The sequence below is a fragment of the Clostridium cellulovorans 743B genome (assembly GCF_000145275.1).
Classification (GTDB): Bacteria; Bacillota; Clostridia; order Clostridiales; family Clostridiaceae; genus Clostridium_K; species Clostridium_K cellulovorans.
In genome coordinates this window covers 4,093,460-4,112,807 of record NC_014393.1, presented here as the reverse complement: position 1 = coordinate 4,112,807, position 19,348 = coordinate 4,093,460, and the positions used below count along the sequence as shown (strand labels likewise).

Annotated in this window: 14 protein-coding genes; all 14 read left to right on the top strand. The window is 32.5% G+C overall.

Going from position 1 to position 19,348, the window contains the following annotated elements; all coding sequences use genetic code 11:
• Positions 1-47 precede the first annotated feature (47 nt).
• The gene (gene thiD / locus CLOCEL_RS16785) at positions 48-875 is read left to right on the top strand and encodes a bifunctional hydroxymethylpyrimidine kinase/phosphomethylpyrimidine kinase (RefSeq protein ID WP_010073438.1); all 828 of its coding nucleotides are present in this window, start codon (positions 48-50) and stop codon (positions 873-875) included.
• Positions 876-1,125: 250 nt separating this feature from the next.
• Positions 1,126-4,329 carry a cellulase family glycosylhydrolase gene (locus CLOCEL_RS16780; RefSeq protein ID WP_010073437.1) on the top strand — a complete coding sequence of 1,068 codons (3,204 nt, stop codon included), beginning with the start codon at positions 1,126-1,128 and terminating at the stop codon, positions 4,327-4,329.
• 282 nt (positions 4,330-4,611) lie between these two features.
• A complete protein-coding gene (locus CLOCEL_RS16775; RefSeq protein ID WP_013291844.1) occupies positions 4,612-5,484 on the top strand; it encodes a GNAT family N-acetyltransferase in 873 nt (290 codons plus the stop codon).
• Between the two features lie 392 nt (positions 5,485-5,876).
• Positions 5,877-6,629 carry an alpha/beta hydrolase gene (locus CLOCEL_RS16770; protein WP_010073434.1) on the top strand — a complete coding sequence of 251 codons (753 nt, stop codon included), beginning with the start codon at positions 5,877-5,879 and terminating at the stop codon, positions 6,627-6,629.
• A 339-nt stretch (positions 6,630-6,968) separates the two neighbouring features.
• Positions 6,969-8,162, top strand: coding sequence for a macrolide family glycosyltransferase (locus CLOCEL_RS22080; RefSeq protein WP_013291843.1), 1,194 nt, complete (start codon positions 6,969-6,971; stop codon positions 8,160-8,162).
• A gap of 569 nt (positions 8,163-8,731) precedes the next feature.
• Positions 8,732-10,531 (top strand): 1,4-alpha-glucan branching protein GlgB, encoded by a 1,800-nt coding sequence (glgB, locus tag CLOCEL_RS16760; RefSeq protein WP_010073430.1) that lies wholly within the window; start codon positions 8,732-8,734, stop codon positions 10,529-10,531.
• Positions 10,532-10,734: 203 nt separating this feature from the next.
• A complete protein-coding gene (locus tag CLOCEL_RS16755) occupies positions 10,735-11,316 on the top strand; it encodes an NAD(P)H-dependent oxidoreductase (protein ID WP_010073429.1) in 582 nt (193 codons plus the stop codon).
• A 15-nt stretch (positions 11,317-11,331) separates the two neighbouring features.
• Positions 11,332-12,114, top strand: coding sequence for a DODA-type extradiol aromatic ring-opening family dioxygenase (locus tag CLOCEL_RS16750; protein WP_010073428.1), 783 nt, complete (start codon positions 11,332-11,334; stop codon positions 12,112-12,114).
• 398 nt (positions 12,115-12,512) lie between these two features.
• Entirely contained in the window at positions 12,513-12,674 is a 162-nt protein-coding gene (locus CLOCEL_RS23320; protein ID WP_010073427.1) for a hypothetical protein, read from the top strand.
• On the top strand, positions 12,667-13,569 hold the full coding sequence (locus CLOCEL_RS16740; RefSeq protein WP_010073426.1) for a prohibitin family protein: 903 nt from the start codon (positions 12,667-12,669) through the stop codon (positions 13,567-13,569). Before CLOCEL_RS23320 ends, CLOCEL_RS16740 begins: the two co-directional genes overlap by 8 nt.
• A gap of 405 nt (positions 13,570-13,974) precedes the next feature.
• On the top strand, positions 13,975-14,889 hold the full coding sequence (locus CLOCEL_RS16735; protein WP_010073424.1) for a patatin-like phospholipase family protein: 915 nt from the start codon (positions 13,975-13,977) through the stop codon (positions 14,887-14,889).
• Positions 14,890-14,990: 101 nt separating this feature from the next.
• Complete coding sequence (locus CLOCEL_RS16730; protein ID WP_010073423.1) at positions 14,991-15,257, top strand: hypothetical protein; 267 nt, start codon at positions 14,991-14,993, stop codon at positions 15,255-15,257.
• A 935-nt stretch (positions 15,258-16,192) separates the two neighbouring features.
• Entirely contained in the window at positions 16,193-18,073 is a 1,881-nt protein-coding gene (gene ltrA / locus CLOCEL_RS16725; protein WP_010073422.1) for a group II intron reverse transcriptase/maturase, read from the top strand.
• Between the two features lie 267 nt (positions 18,074-18,340).
• A complete protein-coding gene (locus tag CLOCEL_RS16720) occupies positions 18,341-19,213 on the top strand; it encodes an AraC family transcriptional regulator (protein WP_242655174.1) in 873 nt (290 codons plus the stop codon).
• The last annotated feature ends 135 nt before the right edge of the window (positions 19,214-19,348 follow it).

The following is a 19,348-nucleotide window of genomic DNA, read 5'->3' as shown; positions in this document are numbered from 1 at the left end:
GTGTTTTTTATTTACAGTTTTATTAAACTTATATGGAGGGAAATATGATGAAAAAAGTCTTAACAATTGCAGGTTCAGATAGTTGTGGAGGAGCAGGCATTCAAGCAGATTTAAAAAGTTTTAGTGCAAATGGTGTTTATGGTATGAGTGTTATTACTGCTGTTACTGCACAAAATACTCAAGGAGTTTTTGCTGTACAAGATATAGATGAAGATATTATAAAAGCTCAAATCGATGCTATATTTACAGATATTTCAGTAGATGCAGTGAAGATAGGAATGGTTTCAAAAATATCAACTATTGAAGCTATAGGTGGTAGATTAGAGAAATATAAACCTAGCAACTTAGTGTTAGATACAGTTATGATATCAAAAAGTGGATATTCATTACTAAAACCAGAGGCTAAAACTGCATTAATAACTAAGTTGGTTCCATTAGCAACAGTAATTACTCCAAATTTACCAGAGGCTGAAGAGATATTAAAAGAAGTAAATTCAAATATAAAGGAAATAAAAACTGTTGAAGAGATGGACAAGGCTGCTAAAGAAATATATAAATTAGGGTGTAAAAATGTATTCCTAAAAGGAGGACATCTAGAAGGAGAAGCTATAGATGTTTTATATGATGGAAAAGAGTTGACACATTTTTATTCAAAAAGAATACAAACAAAGAATACTCACGGAACAGGATGCACTATATCTTCAGCAATAGCTGCTAACCTAGCTCTTGGATATAGTGTAAAGGATGCAATACAAAAAGCTAAGGAATATATAACTATTGCTATAAAACATTCGTTAGATATAGGAAAAGGGGTAGGACCAACAAATCATTTCTATAATTTATATAAGAATGCTGGGATGCTAGATGAAGAATAGACTAGGATTTTTGCTTTATTTTTAATTTTGGATGCTTAAATGGAAAGAAAAATAAAAAAAAATCGGGAAAACATTGAAAAAAGTCATCAAAATATAGAAAAATGACATATATATGAGGAAATTTACAGAAATATAGTATATAATTAAAAATGTGTATGTATGTTCCTTAAAAAGTAAATTTATAAGGTTATATGTATACACAAAATAATTTCTTAAATTTAGGGGAAATATACAAAAAGGAGGATTTATCATGAAGAAGAGAAACAGAATACTATCATTTTTGCTAGTTTTAGCAATGGTATTCTCTTGTGTTGTTAGCAAACCGTTGGTAAAAGTATCTGCCGCAGAAGCTAACTACACAACAAAAGGCACTACGACACAGATATATCTTAGTGCCTTTGCACAAAATACTGATGACTGGGCTTGGATGAGTATGGGAGATACTGCTAGCTTAGTATATCAAGACGTAACAAATTTCAATGCCATCGACGCTACTAGTGCCTTTGCAAAGGCAAATGGTACTGCAAACTTTGGGTTACAGGTTGTTGATGGAAATCTTGCTGCAGGAGAAAAAAGTACATTAAAATTCCATATTGGAACAGTTACTATTAAAGCAACTGGATATAATGATGTTGTGGTTAATCTTAACAAGGATTATTCAGAAGCATATGCAGCAGAAAAAGTTTCTTGGGGAATCACAGGAAACAATACATCAATTTTACTAAATGATTATTTACCAACAGATGCAGCAGCGAAAGCAACGTATCTACAAAAGATTACTAGTGTAAAAGCAGATGTTACATTATCAGAATATCAATTTGTTAAACCAGCATCAACTGGGTCAACTTCTGAAAGTGTATACTCATCAGGTGATGCAACAAAGATTTATGCTAGTGCGTTTGCACAAAATACTGATGACTGGGCTTGGATGAGCATGGGAGATACTGCTGTTTTAACATATCAAACTGCTACAAACGTAAATGCTATCAATGCAGGTACTGCATTTGCAAGTGCAAATGGAACTGCAAACTTTGGTATCCAAATTGTTGACGGAAACCTAGCTGCTGCAGGAGACTCAAGTACATTAAAATTCCATGTTGGAACAGTTACAATTAAAGCAACAGGTTATGATGATCTTGTAGTTGCTCTAAATAAAGATTATTCAGAAGCATATACTGCAGAAAAAATGACTTGGGGACTTACTGGAAATAACACACAAATTTTATTAAATAGTTATTTACCAACGGATGCAACTGCAAAAGCTGCATATCTACAAAAAATAACTTCTGTTACAGCTGATGTTACAGTAACAGATTATCAATCGATTAAACCAGCAACAGCAACTGGGGAAGTTCTTTACACAACACCAGGTGTTGAAACAAAGATTTCTGCTAGTGCTTTTGCACAAAACACCGATGACTGGGCTTGGATGAGCGTAGGTGATGGTGTTAGTCTTCAATATCAAACTGATACAACTTTAAATGCTATTAGTGCTGCTGGTACATTAGCAAAAGCAAATGCTACAGCAAACTTTGGTATAAATATTGTTGATGGAAATCTTGCTGCTGGAGATGCAAACACATTAAAGTTCCATGTTGGAACAGTTACAATTAAAGCAACAGGTTATGATGACCTTGTGATTAACTTAAATAAAGATTACTCAGAAGCATTTGCAGCAGAAAAAGCTTCTTGGGGACTTACAGGAAACACAAAACAAATTTTATTAAACTCTTATTTACCAACAGATGCAACAGCAAAAGTAAACTATCTTCAAAAGGTTACTAGTGTTACAGCTGATGTAAAAGTAACAGATTATACGTTTATTAAATATGTACCACCAGCACCAGAATTCCCTGCTGATTACACTCACCCAACAGAAATGAGAGGTCTTTCTGCTATGGATTTAGTAAAAGACATGAAGATTGGTTGGAACTTAGGAAATACTTTAGAATCAGTTGGCGGAGAAACTGGTTGGGGTAATCCTGTAACAACAAAGAAAATGTTTGATACATTAAAGGCAGCTGGCTTTAATACAGTTCGTATTCCAGTAAGATGGGATGAAAACTATATTGATGCTAATTATACTATTGATCCAGCATATATGGCTCGTGTTGAAACAGTTGTAAACTATGCACTTGCTAACGATATGTATGCCATTGTTAATATTCACCATAATAAATTCCAAGGTCAATTTGATGAAGCACACAAAGCTGCCATCATTAACGAAGGTACTATTGTATGGACTCAAATTGCAAACCACTTTAAAGATTATAGTGATAAATTAATATTTGATACAATAAATGAACCAAGACATGAAGAAGACTGGGTTGGTACTTCAGAATACTTTAATGTCTTAAATGAATATAACGCAAAAATAGTTCCTGTAATACGTGCAACTGGCGAAAATAATGCTAAGAGACTTATAATGGTTCCTACTTATTGTGCTTCTTCAGATTATCCTAAGGTTGCTGGTATGGTAGTACCAAATGATCCTAATGTTGCAGTATCTATCCACGCTTACATACCATATAATTTAGCACTTAATATAGCTCCAGGTACACCAACTACCTTTGGTGATGCTGACGCAGCATTTATTGACAAGACTTTCAGAATGTTAAACAACACATTTGTTAAAAAGGGAATTCCTGTTATTATCGGTGAATTCGCGATTACAGATAAAGATAACTTACAAGACAGAATTAACTTTACGAAGTTCTATGTATCAACAGCTACTGCTTATGGAATGCCATGTTTGTGGTGGGATAATAATAATTTTGGTAGCACAGGTGAGAGACTGGGGCTTTTAAATAGAAAAAACCTTACATTCCCTTATCCTGAATTAGTACAAGCTATGAAAGATGGTTTCAACAATCCAAGAGATCTTTCAACCGTTGATCCAAACGTATTATTTAGTGGTACAGCATCTTGTACAGGCTGGAGCACAGCACTTTCATTATCCTATGGCTTAGATTTTGTAGATACTGAATTTACAAATGATTTTACAATAGCTGTAGATTACACAAGTGAAAATGTACCTCAATTAGTCCTATATGGAAACTTGACTGGTACAGGTTGGGTTATGGTAAAACCTTCAACAATCAAAACAAGCGCAACTACAAAGACTGCATACTTTACTATAAATGATATGGTAAGTGCATATAAGAAAGCTCTTGCAAACTATGATAGCTATGGTAAGGTATTACCAGGAATCCAAGGTATTTTAGTTGGAGATACTGGTGCAGACCTTACAGTAACAAAAGTTTACAAGAATGCACAACCTGTAAATCTTCTAGGCGATGTAGACGGTAATGATGTAGTTAATTCACTTGATTTTGAGTTATTAAAGAAGTATGTATTAAACAATGATACAATGATAAACAAAGCTAGTGCAGATTTAAATAAGGATGGAAAAATCAACATAATTGATCTTGCATTCTTAAAAAAAGCAATATAAACTGAGATACTTATCAATTACATAATAAAACATGAAGGCCACCTAGAATTTAAAATCTAGGTGGTCTTTTTAAGGATTAACATGACTTTGTTTCAGGTCGCTTGTGTATTTCAGTAGGATCATTAAGATAAAAGATTGTAACATAATTAAGTATCCACAAGTGTTGGTGCTACATAAATCAGAAAATTGATGCATAATTTTGCTTACTAAATAATTATGAGGTTGCCTTTAAAACAGTATTGAGTTACTGTTAAAATAATGAAATGATTAGAGAGGGTAATTATGATGAAATACAATTATGTTAAGGATTATAAAAATAATGATAAATTAAGAGAGGGTTTTAATGAATTAGCTAAAAAAATACATCAGATTGACTTTACAGATTGGTATAATAATGGTTTTTGGAGAGAAAAATATATTCCGTATTCGTTCTTTGATGGTGAAAAAGCTATAGCTAATATATCTGTCAATCTAATGGACTTTAAGATGGATGGAATAGAAAAGCATTATATTCAAATTGGAACAGTCATGACTGACGAGGATTACCGTAATCTTGGTTTAAGTCGTAGTCTTATGGAGGAAATAATCCATGAGTATAAAGATAAAGTTGATGGAATTTATTTGTTTGGTAATGATACAGTTCTAGATTTTTATCCTAAGTTTGGCTTTAAGAAAATTAGAGAATATCAATACATCAAGGACATTGACTCTTCAGATAATATAGAGAAAATACAGCATATTGATATGGCTGATAAGGTTAATTGGCAACACTTTTTTAATATATTAGAAAATAGTGTTAGCAATGATAGATTTAATGTTGATAATTTTGGACTAGTAGCTTTTTGGACAACTGGTTGGTTAAATAATTGTGTCTATTATTTACCAGAAGAGAAGGCTTATATTATCGCTGAAGTTAATGAAGAAGTTCTTGAAATTTATCAAGTTATTGCGGAGTGTAGGATTGATTTAGAAACAGTAATAAGTTCTTTTGGAAATAAAATAAAAAAGGTGGTTCTTGGATTTACTCCATATGATGAAGTAGGATATACTGTAAAGGAACTACAAAAAGAAGATTGCACATTATTTATTTTAGGAGAAGATTTAGAGGAAATTGAAAAGAAAAAATTAATATTTCCAGCTTTATCTCATGCATAAAAAAAGCAATAGTGTTTACACTTATTGTATTTTTTTATGCATGAGATAAAGATGAATTTAATGTTGATATTAATGGAGTAGGGCATTTAACATTAACAGATCTAGCACTTTCAAGTCCTATTTTGACTGATATATTTAACCAACAGAAATCTACCACCGGCGCAAAACCTTGTCTTAAAATTATAAACAAGCTTTCTCTAGAATTCTTTGATTGCTATCTTAAGGGCGATGGTAAGTTTTGATACCAAAGAATCATATTAAGACGCTGTTTGGGGAATATTATGAGGGTTTCAAAGGATAAAGTAAATTTTAAATTTATGATATAACCATGAAATATGTTAGAATTATTAATTGAATAGAAGAGCTTAGTAAGTTGAAAAGGAGATATTCTGATGAAACAAAAGAAATCTTTAAAGTTTAAAATTTGTGCAACAGTTTCAATTATTTTACTAATATTGCTTTCTGTATTTTTTATTTATGTAGGCACATATTATAAGTCTGGAAGTTTAGCATTAGATAGCTTAAAGTCAGACTCTAAAGTAAAAGTGGAACAAGATGGTGATATTGTATTTAAGCCTGTAGCTAATGCAAAGGATATAGGATTCATTTTTTATCCAGGTGGAAAGGTAGAAGCTTCAGCATATGCTCCTATGGCTAAGGAAGTAGCGTCTAATGGATATACCGTTGTTATAGCAAAAATGAGATTCAACTTAGCAGTTTTTTCTTCAAACAAGGCCAGTGAAGTCATAGATAAAAATAAGGAAATTAACACTTGGGCTATAGGAGGACATTCTTTAGGGGGAGTTATAGCAGCAGATTATGCAGATAAGCATGATAATATAAAAGGCTTAGTTTTATTAGCCTCCTATGCACAAGATAAGAGAGATTTTAGTAGTAGAGATATAAAAGTATTGTCTTTATGGGGTGAGAATGATAAGGTTGCGGATATAAGCAAGATAACAAAAGCAAAAGAAGTTATGCCAAAGGATGCTGTATTTACAGGAATAGCCGGTGGAAATCATGGTGGTTTTGGAGATTACGGATATCAGAAAGGTGATGGAGAGGCATCAATAACAAATGAGGATCAAATGAGTTATACATCAAAATCCATTGTAAAACTTTTAGACAATATATCGCATAAATAAAATTTGAATTAGATAAAAATCTATAGATATAAAAATCACCCCACTAAGTAGATTCTACAACAGTCTTTTTAACTGTGTCTACTTAGTGGGGTGCTCTTCATTTAGATGGAGCACTTTTTTTATTTCAAATGGCAATATAGGTACTAATGAAATTGGACTATTATTATATGGAAATTTTTGCTATACACGGATTGGAATTCTGATAATAATACTATTTTATACATAAATCAGGAGTGTAAATACAATTTATTTATTGAATTGTATTTTTTAGGTAGTATAATAAAATCATAAATCAACGATTTTTTATTTTTTAGTAGAATTATTAGGAGGAATTTTATTATGGCAAGGATTTTATTCGCAAATATACCGCTGCACGGACATGCAAATCCAACTTTTCCTTTGGTTTCAGCCTTTGTAAACAATGGACATGAAGTAGATTATTTGATTACAGAGGACTTTCAAAAAAAGGTTGAGTACTGTGGTGCTACGATAATTCCATACTATAGATCAGTTAATATAAATCTTAGTAATCCATTTGATTCTATTAAGAAGGTACGTGAGAGTATTAATGAAATGTACATAAAAGTTAAGAAATTAGCATCAAAGTATGATGCAGTAGTAATAGGTGGATTATGTCCAAGTCTTGCAGAATTACAAGAGGAAGTTAAGACTCCAATAATATTTTGCTCCGCTGTATTTTTACAAAATGAAGAAACTATTAAAGAACTTTTTAAAAAATCCAGAGGGATTCCCAATGTAATTAATTTTATTGCACATCATCCTAAAATTAGAAGAAGAGTTTCTAAAATATTTGGAGCTCGTGTATTAAAAGTAAAAGTCAATGATTTACTGACATTTTTTAGTCCTCAATCAGCATCACTAAATATTATTTTTACCAGCAGATATTTTCAACCTAGGGAAAATGATTTTCAAAATAAATGCTTATATATTGGTCCAACACCAACAATTTCTGTTAAGGATAAATCTTTTCCTATTGAAAGCCTAGAAAACTCAAATAAGAAGGTTATATATGCTACTCTTGGTACAGTTTTTAATACATGGACAGATTTCTTTAAAAATGTAATTGAAGCATTTAAAGATAGTGAGTATCTAGTTGTTATGTCTACCGGTAATAAAGATAGAATTAAAGAAATAGGATACATACCTGAAAATTTTATTGTTCGTGATTTTGTACCTCAGGCAGAAGTATTGAAACACGCAGATTTATTTATAGCTCATGGTGGAATGGGTAGTGTTTCTGATGGAATGTATCTAGGCGTACCAATGATTATGGTGCCACTTGGAGCAGACCAGTTCTTTAATTCTTATAGATTGCAAGACCTTGGAGCAGGCAAAGTATTAAAGAAAAAAGAGGTTACTGCAGAAAATCTAAAGCTTCAAGCCAAACTGATGCTAGAAAGTTCAACATATAAAAAACAGGTAAAGAAAGTTCAAGAATCTTTTACTTCTTCCTGCGGACCAGAACAGGCAGTAAAGGAAGTTGAGAAAATATTGCGAAACTATAATTTATAGTTTTGCAATATTTTCCTCATCATTTTCAGGAGGATTAACTCTTTTCTTATCTTTCAAGAAGAAAGATATAAATTTCAAAAACTTCTTCAATAATCTCTTCCATTAATCTATTACCTTTCTTTATTTAAAGCTGTACTATAAAATTCAAAAACTTCTTAATTATATATACTCTTTACTAAAGATACTGCATTTGATGACTCATATGGATTCATATAAATAACTTTGGATCATGGGTGTTAAATAATAAAAATTTTTTGGCGTCAGAACTAGAGATACATTACTCCTATTTAATTTATATGTCAAGAGGGATAAGGCATTATAGAAGATTGTCGAAAACAAATATGCTTTATTTATGTACAAAATTGTTTGTTTTTTATATAATGGAATTAAATGGTAAATAAGTTAACGAACTACCGTTACATTATACTTCAATATATAAATAATAATTTAATTCTTATTTAAGAGGTGTTGATTTTATAGAACTGGCATAAGGTCATTGTTAGATAGAATCTGTGTAAGGTAGAAGAGTTTTCTAAATTAAATATAAGAAATTAAAGAGGTAATAACAGATGAAACTTCAGGATTTTTATGAGGGAAAATCTTTTGATGCATATGAGTATTTTGGCGCTCATAAAGAAAGTAACGGATTTACTTTTCGTACCTATGCACCAAGAGCAAAACATGTAACGATAATAGGTGAATTTAATAATTGGCAAGAAGAGGCTATGAGTCAAGAATTTCAAAGTGGTGTCTTTTCTATTAGTGGAGTTTCGGCAGATTACGGTATGATGTATAAGTATTGCATTTATACAGAAGACGGAAGAAGAGATGAGCATTGTGATCCATATGGGTTCTTTATGGAGTTAAGGCCTGGTACTTGTTCCATTACTACAGATTTAAACTCATATAGTTTTAACGATGAGGAATGGATGAAAAATCGTAGTGTTAACTATGATAAACCTCTTAACATATATGAACTTCATTTAGGCTCTTGGAAAAAGAAGACTGATGAGGAAGAAGGCTGGTATTCGTATTCCGAAATTGCTGATTTAATAATTGATTATGTCAGGGAAGACGGATATACCCATATTGAAATTATGCCACTATCAGAACATCCCTGTGATGAATCATGGGGATATCAGAATACTGGATTTTTTGCTCCAACAGCGAGGTATGGAACGCCAGATCAGTTGAAAGAGATGATAGATAAATTACATCAGTCAGGTATTGGTGTTATTTTAGATTTTGTTCCGGTTCATTTTGCCATTGATGCTTATGGATTAAGAAATTATGATGGCACTTGTTTATATGAGTATCCAAGTACGGACGTAGGGACAAGTGAATGGGGTAGTTATAATTTTATATATTCAAGGCGAGAAGTAAGGTGTTTTATGCAGTCAGCAGCTAATTATTGGCTTAAAGAGTTTCATTTTGATGGATTGAGAATGGATGCAGTAAGTCGTCTTATTTATTGGCAAGGGGATGAAAAAAGAGGGGAAAATGGACAATCTATAGAGTTTCTTAAAGTAATGAATTCAGGATTGAAAAGTATACATCCAACAGCAATGCTTATAGCAGAAGATTCTTCTGCATATGAAGGGGTTACTAGACCAGTAGAATTAAATGGATTAGGTTTTGATTACAAATGGGATTTAGGGTGGATGCATGACACCTTAGAATATTTTCAAACAGCGCCAGAATATCGTGCAAGGGACTATCATAAACTAACTTTTTCCATGCTGTATTTTTATAGTGAAAAATACCTTTTAGCTCTTTCGCATGACGAGGTAGTACATGGAAAAGCCACTATTATGCAAAAAATGAGTGGATATTACGAAGATAAATTTCCTCAAGCAAGGGCTATGTACCTATATATGATAATGCATCCAGGAAAGAAACTTAATTTTATGGGAAATGAGATTGGACAGCTAAGAGAATGGAATGAAAAAAGAGAACAAGATTGGGATATTTTGCAATATCCCGTTCATGATTGTTACCACCAATATACTTTAAACTTAAATCAAATTTATAAATATTATGAGCCATTACATGATGACTATAGCCTACATAATTTTAAGTGGATAGATTGTGAGCAAAATGATAAATGTATTTATACAATAGCAAGAACTGGGGTTAAACAGACATTGTTAGCAGTTTTTAACTTTGGAAATGAAGATTGCGAAAACTATTATATAACCTTAAAAGAAGGACAAGAAGTGAAGTTGATTCTTCATAGTAATTGGGAACGCTATAGTGGTACTGTTTCAGAAACTGAAGAATTCTATAAAATTAATGATGAGGATGATATTATTGAATTATCCATGGAGGTAGCCAAATTTAGTGGTATCTTATTTGAGATAATCGATTAAAAGTGTAAAGAAATGTTTTACATAATCATATGAATAAGTGAATAGTGACAAATAGACTGCAACAAATTTATTATAAGTTGCAGTCTATATTTTTATATAGAATAACGTTTGCTTCAGTTTCTATTTCTGTTTTTTATAGTTGGATAAAACTTAATATTTAGATTAATAATAAAACAGAAGTTTTTAAAACATGGAGGATTAATATGAATCATTTAGTAGTTTTTGCACATCCAAATCCCAAGAGTTTTTGCAAAGGAATATTAGATACAGTAGTTGATGCATCTAAGGAAAAGGGAGCCACTGTAAGAGTTAGGGATTTATATGAAATTGGGTTTGACCCAATACTTAAGCCAGCAGATTTTGTTGCTTTACAAAGCGGAAAGGTGCTTGAAGATATTTCAGCGGAACAAGAGAATATTAAATGGGCGGATGTTATCACTTTTGTTTATCCAGTCTGGTGGGCTTCTGTTCCAGCAATATTAAAGGGATATGTGGATAGAGTATTTTCCTATGGCTTTGCATATACCAGTGAAAATGGAGCACCAAAAGGTTTATTGACAGGTAAGAAGGGGTTGTTATTTTGTACCACAGGTTCACCAAATGAAGCATATTCTGCAAGTGGAATGCATAATTCAATGAAGCAAGCTACAGATCAAGGGATATTTAATTTTAGTGGAATAGAGGATGTAAAACATATTTTCTTTGGTGCGGTTCCATATGTCACTGATGAAATTAGAGGAGATTATCTAAAGGAGGTATCCAAGATTGTAAAAGAAACATTATAAAGAGAGTGTGATTATATGATACCATATTTTTTCATCGCACATGGATCACCGCTATTAGCAGTTGAAGATAATGCATATACTACGTTTTTGTATAAATTAAGTGACACTATAAAGAAGCCAATAGCTATTATAATTTTTTCTGCTCATTGGGAGTCGGATATTCAAAAGGTGGGCAATTCTGTCGAGTATGATATGATATATGATTTTAGCGGATTCCCAGAAGAATTGTATAGAATTAAATATCCAGCAGTAGGCAATGAGGCGATATTTAAAGAAATTCAACAGTTGCTCCATAGGAAAGGTATTCCTTTTGAAGTTGATGCAGAACGCGGGTTAGATCATGGTGCATGGGTAGTCCTCAGATTGATTTATTCTGAAGCAAATATTCCTGTGATTTCAATGTCTGTAAGCCCTCATACTTTGCCTAAAGACCAGTATGAAATAGGGAAAGTCTTATCATCATTACGGGAGAAGGATGTTTTAATCATTGCTAGTGGAGGAACTGTACACAACCTTGGTGCTTTGAATTGGGAGAAAGATAATATAGGTGTTGACGATTGGGCAATTAAATTTGATCAGTGGTTAGCAAGTTGTTTGGAGAAGTGGGATTTAGAATCTCTGTATAATTATCATTCTTTGGAACCTACAGCTAAGTATGCAGTGCCACTTTATGGTGTTGAACACTTTATTCCTATATTTTATGCAATGGGAGCAGCTGATGATAAGAAAATAGCAAGATTATTACATCGTAGTTATAGATACGGGAACCTAAGTCATAGCATTTGGCAGTTCGGGTGATATTAATAGAAAATGTGTTATCATAGTTTATATGAAGAATTCCCGAAAAATCTTAGAGGTAGAAATCTAAGATTTTTGGGGCATTTTGTTTATTATATAGAAAATTATAGAATGTTAAGTTTTTCAATGAAATATACTTGTTAAAAATAAGTAGGTAAGATAAATGGTGATAAATGATGATAATCGAAGATGGACATGCTTGTAATTGTATACACTAACAATAGTGCTTAGAAATAACCATAATCAGGCTAATTATTAACTTGAAAAGTGGTTATGAAAACCATATAATACATATATCATCTTTGGAGGTGGATTTCATTGAGAAGCTACCTACATAACAATTTGAAAATTTATCGGGAGTGGAAAAGATTATTTATTAGCTTGAAAGAGGGAGAGAAATGTATGTATTCTATGCACTTGTAATAATCGGATTAGTCTTAGTATGGATATTCCTATCTAGATATTTTGAAAAGATAGGACAAGCAGCTGAAAAAACTACTAAAATATTTAATGAAAATTTGAAAGATATAAAGAGAGAGGAAGAGAAAGAAAATGAGTAGATATATGTCAAGAAAGTTTTTAATAGGTGGATTAATAACAGCAAGTGTAATGATAGCAGGAACAGTTCTTTTAGCAATGTCTGTTACAAAGATTAAACCAGGTTATGCAGGCGTTATTTATGGTATGGACGGTGGTATAAAAAATAAAACTCTTAGTCAAGGCTGGCATTTGATTTTACCAACAGAACATATAACGAGCTATCCTGTTTCAACAGAAACAGTATTCTTATCCAAGGATAATAAGGAAGGAGGTAAAGATGATGAGAGTTTTGATATAAATACAAAGTCTGGTAAACCAGTTAATGTGGATGTATCATATTCTTATCACATGGACGTAAATAAATTGCCAGATATATTTACAAAGTTTAGAGGTCAGAGTGCTGAAACTATTGAAAATAATTTTATAAGAAGAAGTTTAAAATCAAGTATCAACAATGTAACATCTTCTTATGAAGTTATGGATGTTTATGGTGCATCAAGACCAGAAATACAAGGAAAAGTAATGGACGAATTTACAAAGGACATGGAACAGTATGGTATTTCAGTAGAAAGCTTTACGTTTTTAGCTATAAGGCCAGATAATAATTCTATGCAAGCAATTCAAGACAAGGTAGACGCAGAACAAAAATTACAAACTGCTAAAGTATTACAAGAACAAGCTAAAGTTGATGCAGAGACTAAAAGAATCAATGCACAAGGTGAATCTGACTCTGCTTTAATAAAAGCACAAGGTGAAGCTAAGGCAAATGATGCGGTAAAACAAAGTTTAACTCCTGAATTGGTAGAATATACAAAGTGGAGCAAATGGGATGGCAAGCTGCCAACAACTATGACCGGTAGTGGTTCATTAATCCAGATTCCTGCTACAGGCACAACTGAAAATACAAATAAATAGAAACTCATAAACAAGTCTTGATTACATCAATAAGAGTAATTAAGGCTTGTTTTATTATTTAGAAAATAGTTTCTATAGGCTTTTAAATATAACTTTACACTGCGTGACTTTTTACCTGTTTAGGAATCACGAATATTTAATGTAGTTTGAGAATAGAAAGATTATAGAAGGAGTTTCGATTAAAATAAAAAATAATAAGAAATTTATCTTTGCGAGAGAAACCAGGTAGTATAAATAACTTAAATGTTTAAATTATAGGAAGTATAGGAGTTATTTATATGAAACGAATTTTGGAGGATGATATAATTATACTATGGTTAAATTATACAAATAATTCAAAATTAGTATTAAAATTCATGATTTTATATTGGGTATGGATAAGGATAAATAAGGGGGGTATTTGAAATGAAAGCTGATGCTGTTTTTGAAGGTGGAGGAGTACGTGGAATTGGACATGTTGGTGCAGTTACGTTCTTAGAAAAACAAGGTTATCACTGGAACAAGTTAGCAGGGACATCTGCTGGTTCTATTATTGCTGCACTTCTTGCTAGTGGATATTCGGGACAAGAATTAAGTAGTATTATGCATCAAATGGATTACAAAAGAGTTCCTGGTAAGAATTGGGTAGAAAGTATTCCTGTGGTAGGGAAAGGGATAGCGGTATGGCGAGAACTGGGTATATACGATAATGATTATTTAGAAAACTTTATAGAAAATTTACTGGTTAAAAAGAAGATTTATTCTTTTGCTGATCTGCCAGAGGATAATCTTAAAATTATTGCTTCTGATGTTACTGACGGAAGAATGATAGTCTTCCCAGATGATTTAAATTATTATGGTGTATCTAAAGATAAAATGTCAATTGCAAAAGCTGTAAGGATGAGCTGTACTATTCCGCTTTTCTTTAAACCAGTGAAATGGGTAACCAATAAAAAAAGTTGCTATGTGGTGGATGGAGGCTTACTTAGTAATTATCCTGTTGATATATTTGATAGGAAAGATGGTTTACCACGGTGGCCAACATTTGGTTTCCGTTTGTCACAGGAGAATATTTCAGCTACGTCAGTTAATATCGATAGACCTATTAGTTATGGAAGAGCTATTGTTCAGACAATGGCACAAGCACATGATATGAGGCATGTAGATAAACATTCAGAAGTTAGAACTATATTTATTCCTACAGAAACTGTTACTAGTACTCAATTTAGTCTAAGTGAAAGTGAGCAAAAGTTTTTATATGAAGCAGGATATAATGCTGCTAAAAAGTTTTTTAGAACTTGGAACTTTGATGAGTATAAGCAACAGTACAGGAGAGGTTAGTTTAGTGAAAATTATAAATTCTACCACTGATAATATAGAATTAAGTAAAAAATAAATGGACATAATACAACGTAAAACTAATTTACTAGGAGGCTAACAGAATGAAAAAAATCCATGAGGTAATTGATAGAATTAGTATACTTGAATGTCCAACAGGTGAGGTGGAAAATAGAGTTACAGAAATACTGGAGGATTATGGAGTTGCAGAGAAGAATAAAATAAATGTTAATAGAGACAAGAGTTGTGACAGAGATGAAGCTCAAGCATATCGAGTTGATATAGCTGGAGAAAACCAATCTATTGTAGTTTTAGCCCAATCTGGTATGGATGATTATGTGGCAAAGGTAGTTGATGTCTATAGTAAATGATAAATGTGTCTACTGGTATTAAGTGCAAAGTTTGAATGGACAATTTTAAAAGTTGTGCATAAAAGCATGGTTTTATAATAGCTGTTATTTAATTTTACAATTGAAGAATAATATTAACTAATGATGCACATTAGTTAGCATATATAGGCATGATTACATATAAGTTAGGTAATCATGCCTATAGTTTTGTTAAGGAAAATATATTCCATCCTATGGTATGAGGTGGTAGTGCGACTTGTTTCTAACAAGTAATCTCTGATAAAGATTACGAAACTAGATAGTTGATTGTACAGCTAAACTAATCTATCGAAATCCAAGGGGAAGTACCTTGGTCATACAGAATTCATATCGTTGATGGCGTATCGAAGCCAGAGATAGTATGAATGCTAAGACTCCACTATGCAGTGGTTATCTGTTAATAGTCATTGTGTAAAGCGTGGTGAAGACACCTTTGAAAAACCTAAACCTAGTAATAGGCATGGAAGAGTATAAAGGTGGGCATCCGTAAACTATGGTGACGTAAGAAAGTTGTGTTTGACGCTCCGTAACGACCAGCCGGTGAAAACTGGAAGCTAAGGATATTTTGTAATGAGCTTGCCACTTTCATTACAATCTTACATTCGAAATAATGTAAGACGACTCTGCATAACTAGAATTCAAACAGAGTTGAGATACCTCGGAGTAGAGCAACCACCTACGGTTTACTTTAAAAAGGATAGATAGATTGGAACAAGTGAGAGCCTATATGTGGAGTTTGACAGAACAATGAAGCATTTAGGAAGTCAGAGGTGTCGTAGTAGTCTGAGCTAGGGAAAGCCTAGTACATGGCGAAGGACACCAGACAAATAGATACAACAAGGTATTAATGAAGTTGAATAATCGGTGAAATAATCCGTATGCAACCACAGATTAAATTAGAAAGTAGGTGATAATCTGTGCATATAAGCAGCAACTTCAATTCTGAAAAAGAATTAAATGAAAAGCTAGACTTTATTTACATGCAAAGCAAATTAAATAAGACATTCACCGGTCTAATGGAAGTAGCTTTTAATGAGGTTACAATTATTACTGCCGTTCATAATATTAAATCTAATAGTGGTAGTAAAACTCCTGGAACTGATAGAAATACAATAGATAAGTATTTACAAATGTCAAAGGAGGAAGTTATTAGCCTAGTTAAAAAGAGTGCTTCCAACTACAAACCTAAACCTGCAAGAAGAGAATATATACCTAAGAGTAATGGTAAGAAAAGGCCACTAGGAATACCAACTGTAATTGATAGAATCATACTGGAATGTATTCGCATAGTAATAGAACCAATCTGTGAGGCAAAATTCTATCCTCATAGTTATGGTTTTAGACCTTACCGAGCTTGCAGTCATGCTATAGCATCTATTGTTCATGTAATATCCTCTACGAGCAAAGATATTCCGCATTACGTTATTGAAGGTGATATCAAAAGTTATTTTGATAACATCAATCATAAGGTGTTGATAAATAAGCTCTGGAAAATGGGAGTACATGATAAGCGGATGTTATGTTTGATTAAGCTTATGTTAAAGGCAGGATATATTGAGAGAGATTTGTTCTATCTCACTGAAGCAGGAACGCCACAAGGAGGAATTATTTCTCCATTATTAGCTAATGTATATCTAAATAGTTTCGACTGGATGATAGGTCGTATGTATCAAGAGCCAAAGGGAATTGAAACTAAAAACGACCGTTCACATTGCCGAGAGAAACTAAGGAGAACAGGCATTAAACCTAAGTATTTAGTTAGATATGCAGATGATTGGGTGATATTAACAACATCTAGGCAGGAAGCAGAAAGATTACTGCACTATATCAGAAGATATTTCAAACATAAATTGAAGCTTGAATTATCGGAGGAAAAGACAGTAATTACAGATATTAAGTGCGAAAAAGTTAAATTCTTAGGATTTGATGTATTAGCTGAATTACCTAGAAAAACACCTTCTAAACCAAATCCTAAAAAGGTTGTTGGAAAAGCTATTCCTAATACGGAAAAAGTAAAACAACAAGTTAAGGATATATGTAGGGAAATAAAGAAGCTAAAAGCAATACCTAAAGACATAGACCAAGCAATACAAATTGAGAAAATCAATTCTAAGATTGTTGGAGTATGTGAATACTGGAAAAGCAGTATATGTAGTAAAACTTTCAATTATATTGACGATAAAGTTAGAAGAAGTTGCATGAGAGTATTCCCTAAACTGCAAAGTAATTGGAAAGAAATCAAGCTTAATCTACTAATCAATAGACCAGAAAGACATGCCAAATATAACGGAAGAACATTTGCAATACTTGTAAATGATAATCAACATATAGGCATAACAAGAGCTAACATAACTGCTAGTCAATGGGGAAAAGTATTTAAGCAGAAGATGACACCCTATTCTTTAGAAGGAAGAGAATTATATCAAACCCAAAATAGCAAAGCTAGGAAAATGGCACTGGATAGACCACCCATGTATGATACAGATATTCTTCTAATTAATAAAAATAGAGTTACTTATAACTTTGAATATTACATGAATAGAGAATATGCCTATAACAGAGATAAATATAAATGTAGATGCTGTAGTAAGTCACTACACTTTGGAAATAGGCACTGTCATCATATTAATACAAAACTACCACAGGATAAAATCAATAAACTTACCAATCTAGCCTGGGTATGTAATGAATGTCATAACTTGATTCATCATCAAGGAAATATAGAGCATGTAGACATTAAAACTAGAAATAAGATACTTAAATTCAGAACAAAACTTTATGAATACCAAGTTGTTTAAATAGTAATCGTGAGGTTACTGTCTAATGAAAAGCGAGTGAGCTAAGCAAATCTATTTGTTGGAAAGCGGTATGCGGTGAAAGTCGCACGTACCGTTTGGGTGGGGGGAAAACTCAGAGATAACCTCAAAGAGTTACCTATCCACATCTATAGAATTGTATGATAAACTTTAAAATAACTACATCAATAAAATAAATTAGAAAATATACCACACATTTTGGTGCAATAAATGTGGAGATGACTATTTTGAAAAGACTTATACTTCATAATGAAAGGGGAAGGTGTTATGGTTTGGCTTGACCGTATGAATTCTGCAATTAACTATATTGAAGAAAATCTTGATGGCGAGATTGAAATGGGAGAAGTGGCACGTAGAGCGTGTTGTTCAGAATATCACTTTACTCGTATGTTTTCATTTATTACCGACATTCCGTTGAATGAGTATATTAGGCGAAGAAAACTTACATTGGCTGGATTTGAGCTTAAAAATAGCGACATTAAGATCATTGATCTTGCCAACAAATATGGTTATGATTCTCCTAATTCATTTACTAGGGCATTTCAAGGAATGCATGGTGTTACGCCATCAGAGGCACGTATACTAGGAGTCGAAATAAAATCCTATGCACCTATTTCCTTTCTTATTACAATTAATGGAGGTATAGGTATGAACTATAGAATTGTTGAAGAAGATGCTTTAACATTATTCGGGATATCACTTACTACAAGGAGAGAAGAATCATTTGAGACTATTCCAGATTTTTGGAACAAATGTGAAGAAGAACGCATCACTTATAAAATTGTTGAGGCTGGTCATGGTAATGAAAGGACGTTGTTAAAATCGGTTTTATATGATATGGATAACGAAATGATGAAGTATATGATTGGTTTAGATATGCCAGAGGAAGGAGTTTCTGATGAATTTGAGGTTGTTACTATTCCTGCTAAGACATGGGCAGTATTCCCACTTGTGCTTGAAAAACCAGAAGATAGCATTACATCTATATGGAAGCGTATATTCACTGAATGGTTTCCGAATTCTGGCTACGAACTAGATGAAGGATCGTGGCAAGAGCGTTGCCATTGGAGAGATGACGGAAAGATGATAGTAGAAGCTTGGGTGCCAGTAGTCAAAAATTAACTAAATATCATTATCATTGATGAGTATAGGATAAAAGCTTAAAGGTAAACAAACTACTATATAGGAAATGAAGAATTTTTTAGTTGTGAGTTATTGGTAAAAATGCATAAAATTTTCGGTTGATTTGATATAATA

Coding starts and splice junctions, on each gene's coding strand:
- CLOCEL_RS22080 (WP_013291843.1), top strand. CDS start 6,969: ATGGCAAGGATTTTATTCGCAAATATACCGCTGCACGGACATGCAAAT.
- glgB (WP_010073430.1), top strand. CDS start 8,732: ATGAAACTTCAGGATTTTTATGAGGGAAAATCTTTTGATGCATATGAG.
- CLOCEL_RS23320 (WP_010073427.1), top strand. CDS start 12,513: ATGTATGTATTCTATGCACTTGTAATAATCGGATTAGTCTTAGTATGG.
- CLOCEL_RS16735 (WP_010073424.1), top strand. CDS start 13,975: ATGAAAGCTGATGCTGTTTTTGAAGGTGGAGGAGTACGTGGAATTGGA.
- thiD (WP_010073438.1), top strand. CDS start 48: ATGAAAAAAGTCTTAACAATTGCAGGTTCAGATAGTTGTGGAGGAGCA.
- CLOCEL_RS16770 (WP_010073434.1), top strand. CDS start 5,877: ATGAAACAAAAGAAATCTTTAAAGTTTAAAATTTGTGCAACAGTTTCA.
- CLOCEL_RS16730 (WP_010073423.1), top strand. CDS start 14,991: ATGAAAAAAATCCATGAGGTAATTGATAGAATTAGTATACTTGAATGT.
- CLOCEL_RS16775 (WP_013291844.1), top strand. CDS start 4,612: ATGATGAAATACAATTATGTTAAGGATTATAAAAATAATGATAAATTA.
- CLOCEL_RS16740 (WP_010073426.1), top strand. CDS start 12,667: ATGAGTAGATATATGTCAAGAAAGTTTTTAATAGGTGGATTAATAACA.
- CLOCEL_RS16720 (WP_242655174.1), top strand. CDS start 18,341: ATGAAAGGGGAAGGTGTTATGGTTTGGCTTGACCGTATGAATTCTGCA.
- CLOCEL_RS16750 (WP_010073428.1), top strand. CDS start 11,332: ATGATACCATATTTTTTCATCGCACATGGATCACCGCTATTAGCAGTT.
- CLOCEL_RS16780 (WP_010073437.1), top strand. CDS start 1,126: ATGAAGAAGAGAAACAGAATACTATCATTTTTGCTAGTTTTAGCAATG.
- CLOCEL_RS16755 (WP_010073429.1), top strand. CDS start 10,735: ATGAATCATTTAGTAGTTTTTGCACATCCAAATCCCAAGAGTTTTTGC.